The 3,659-nt window shown below is 75.1% G+C and carries 2 protein-coding genes; both read left to right on the top strand.

Annotated elements, in window-relative coordinates:
- The coding region (locus ACIQAK_RS32945) for an SDR family NAD(P)-dependent oxidoreductase (RefSeq protein ID WP_366392977.1) at window positions 1-2,071 on the top strand (2,071 nt) is incomplete at its 5' end.
- A gap of 82 nt (window positions 2,072-2,153) precedes the next feature.
- A partial coding sequence (locus tag ACIQAK_RS32940) for a beta-ketoacyl synthase N-terminal-like domain-containing protein (protein WP_366392976.1) occupies window positions 2,154-3,659 on the top strand: 1,506 nt, incomplete at its 3' end.

Here is a 3,659-nt window from a genome sequence, read left to right as displayed (position 1 = left end):
CGTCCAATTCGCCGACACCATCCACACCCTCGAAAAACACGGCGTCACCACCTACCTCGAAATAGGACCCGACACCGTCCTCAGCGCACTCGCCGCCGCCGGGGTGGAGAAGCCCGAGGCGATGGCCGCGCTCTCCCTGCTGAGCCGTAGCCGCCCGGAGGCCGAGACCCTGGCCGCCGCGCTCGGCGCGCTGCACGGCCGGGGGGTGCGGGTGGACTGGCAGGCGTTCTACGCCGGTACGGGGGCCCGCCGGGTCCCGCTGCCCTCGTACGCCTTCCAGCGTGAGCGGTACTGGCTCGCCCCGGAGGCGCCCGCGCCCGCCGCGCCCGAGGGTGCTGGGCTGACCCGTCCGGTCTGGGAGCCGGTGGTGGCGCCCACCGGCGGTGCCACCGTCCCCGGCGCGCCCGCCGACACGGTGGTGCGCCGCCTCGCGGCCTCGCCGCAGGCCCCGTACGAGGCGCTGCGGCTGGCCCAGGAGTGGCTCGGCGATGAGACTTCCCCCGGCTCCACGCTGGTGGTGGTGACCGACCGCGCCGTGGCCGCCGGCGACGTTCCCGATCCGGACGCGGCCGCCGCCTGGGGGCTGCTCGCCTCCGCGCAGGCCGAGGCGCCCGGACGGATCGTCCTGGTGGACGCCCCGCGGGACACCGCCGACGAGACGCTGGCCGCCGCCGTGGCCTCCGGGGAGCCCCGGCTCGCCGTGCGCCCCGAAGGCGTACTCGCCCCCCGGCTCGCACCGGTCCGGCACCAGGGCGCCCCCGCCCGTCCGCCGTGGCGCCCCGAGGGCACGGTCCTGATCACCGGCGGCACCGGCACCCTGGGCTCCCTCATCGCCCGTCACCTGGTGACCGAGCACGGTGTGCGACGGCTGCTGCTGGCCGGACCGCGCGGTGCGCAGGCGCCCGGAGCGGCCGAGTTGCGGGACGAGCTGTCCGCCCTCGGGGCCTCGGTCACCGTCACCGCGTGCGATGTGGCGGACCGGGCGCAGCTGGCGGAGCTGCTGGCCTCCGTTCCCGCCGAGCACCCGCTGACCGGTGTGGTCCACACCGCCGGGGTCCTCGACAACGGCCTCGTCTCCGGCATGACCCCGAAGCGGCTGGCCGCCGTACTGGCCCCCAAGGCGGACGCGGCCCGGCATCTGGACGAGCTGACCCGGGGCCTGGGGCTCGCGGCGTTCGTGCTGTTCTCCTCGACGACGGGGACCTTCGGCGCCCCCGGCCAGTCCAACTACGCGGCGGCCAACGCGTTCCTGGACGCGCTCGCCGCGCGGCGCGCCTCCGAGGGCCTGCCCGCCACCTCGATCGCGTGGGGACTGTGGCGTACGGGCGGCATCAACGCCCATCTCGACGGGCAGGAGTTGAGCCGCTTCGAGCGGGACGGTTTCCGGGCCGTCACGGATGAGGAGGGGCTGGCGCTGTTCGACCGGGCCCTGGCCGCGGGCCGGCCGACCCTGCTCGTCGGGGCGGGTCCGGTACGGGCCGCCGCCGCACCGGACCCGGGCGGCGCGGGCACGGCGGGGGCGGCGGGTTCCGAGTCCGCAGCCGCACCGCTCGGTGAGCGGCTCGCGGAGCTGGGCGCACCGGAGCGGGAGCCGTATCTGCTGACCCTGGTGACCCGCGAAGTGGCGTCCGTGCTCGGTCACGCCTCACCGGCGTCCGTCGCCGCCGACCGGCCGTTCCAGGACCTCGGGTTCAACTCCCTGACCGCGGTGGAACTGCGCAACCGGCTGACCACCGTGGCCGGAGTCCCGCTGCCCGCCACGCTGGTCTTCGACCACCCGTCGCCGGCGGCCCTCGCCGCCCACCTGCTCACCCTCGCGGGTCCGCCGGCCGAGGACCCCGCGAGCGTCGCCCTCGGCGACCTGGACCGGCTGGAGGCCTCACTGGCGGAGCTGGGGGCGGACGACGGGGCACGTGAAGCCGTCTCCGTACGTCTGCACTCCCTGCTGGCGACGCTGGGCTCGGCGACATCCGATCAGGCCGGCGCGGACACCGCCGAGCTCCTGGCCGACGCGTCCGCCGACGAGATCTTCGACTTCATCGACAACGAGCTCGGCCGCAGCACCGCCTGACGCACCCCGATCACCCGGCACCACCCGTACCGCCCATATCGTCCATACCTTCCATACCGCACCGAGGAGAGACTGATCCCGCATGTCCGCAGACCCGTCCAAAGAACAGAAGCTGGTCGACTACCTGAAGTGGGTCACCGCGGATCTGCGGAAGGCCCGTGAGCGGATCACCGCGCTGGAGGGCGCCGGTGACGAACCGGTGGCCATCGTCGGCATGGCCTGCCGGTTCCCGGGCGGGGTCACCTCCCCGGACGGCCTGTGGCAGCTGGTGAGCGAGGGCACCGACGCGATCAGCGAGTTCCCCGACGACCGGGGCTGGGACCTGGAGGCCCTCTACGACCCGGACCCCGAGACCCCGGGCACCTCGTACACCCGCGAGGGCGGGTTCCTCGACGGCGCGGCCCTCTTCGACGCGGCCTTCTTCGGGGTGTCCCCGCGCGAGGCCCGGGCGATGGACCCGCAGCAGCGGGTGCTGCTGGAGACCGCGTGGGAGGCCCTGGAGCACGCCGGCATCGACCCGGTCTCGCTCAAGGGCTCACGCACCGGCGTGTTCGCGGGTGTGGTGGAGCAGAGCTACCTGGGTCTGGAGGGTCCCAAGGAGTTCGAGGGCCACCTGATGACCGGGCGGCTCAGCAGCGTCGCCTCCGGGCGCGTCGCGTACTCCCTGGGGCTGGAGGGCCCGGCGATCTCGGTGGACACCGCGTGCTCGTCGTCGCTGGTCGCCCTGCATCTGGCGGCCCAGTCGGTGCGCCGGGGCGAGTCGACGCTCGCCCTGGCGGGCGGTGCCACCGTCACCGCCACGCCCGGCGGATTCGTGGACTTCTCCCGGCAGCGCGGGCTCGCGCCCGACGGTCGGATCAAGTCCTTCGCGGCGGCGGCGGACGGCACCTCCTGGTCGGAGGGCGTCGGCATCCTCGTCGTCGAGCGGCTGTCCGACGCGCGGAAGAACGGCCACCGCGTGCTGGCCGTGCTGCGCGGCAGCGCCGTCAACCAGGACGGCGCCAGCAACGGGCTGACCGCCCCCAACGGCCCCTCCCAGGAACGCGTCATCCGGCAGGCCCTGGCCGCCGCCCGGCTCACCCCCGCGGACATCGACGCCGTCGAGGCCCACGGCACCGGTACGAGGCTGGGCGACCCCATCGAGGCCCAGGCACTCCTGGCCACGTACGGGCAGAACCGGCCGGCCGGACGCCCCCTGCTGCTCGGCTCGCTGAAGTCCAACATCGGGCACACCGTCGCGGCGGCGGGCGTGGGCGGTGTCATCAAGATGGTGCAGGCCATGCGGCACGGCACCCTGCCCCGCACGCTGCATGTGGACGAGCCGACGCCGATGGTCGACTGGTCGTCGGGCGCGGTGGAACTGCTCACCGAGGAGCGCCGGTGGACGGCGCGGCCGGGGGCGCCGCGGCGGGCGGCCGTGTCCGCGTTCGGGGTGAGCGGTACGAACGCGCACGTGATCGTGGAGGAGCCGCCGGCCGGGGCGGAGGCCGAGTCCGGGACCACCGCGGCAGACACCGGAACCACCGCACCGGACACCGGCACCGTCCGGCCGGCCGGCGCCGTCCCCTGGCTGCTCTCCGGCAAGACA

This window comes from Streptomyces sp. NPDC088706 (assembly GCF_044752765.1).
In the GTDB taxonomy this organism is placed as follows: Bacteria; Actinomycetota; Actinomycetes; order Streptomycetales; family Streptomycetaceae; genus Streptomyces.
Note: the sequence above shows the minus strand (reverse complement) of the source record. Positions and strands in the feature narration are given on the sequence as shown.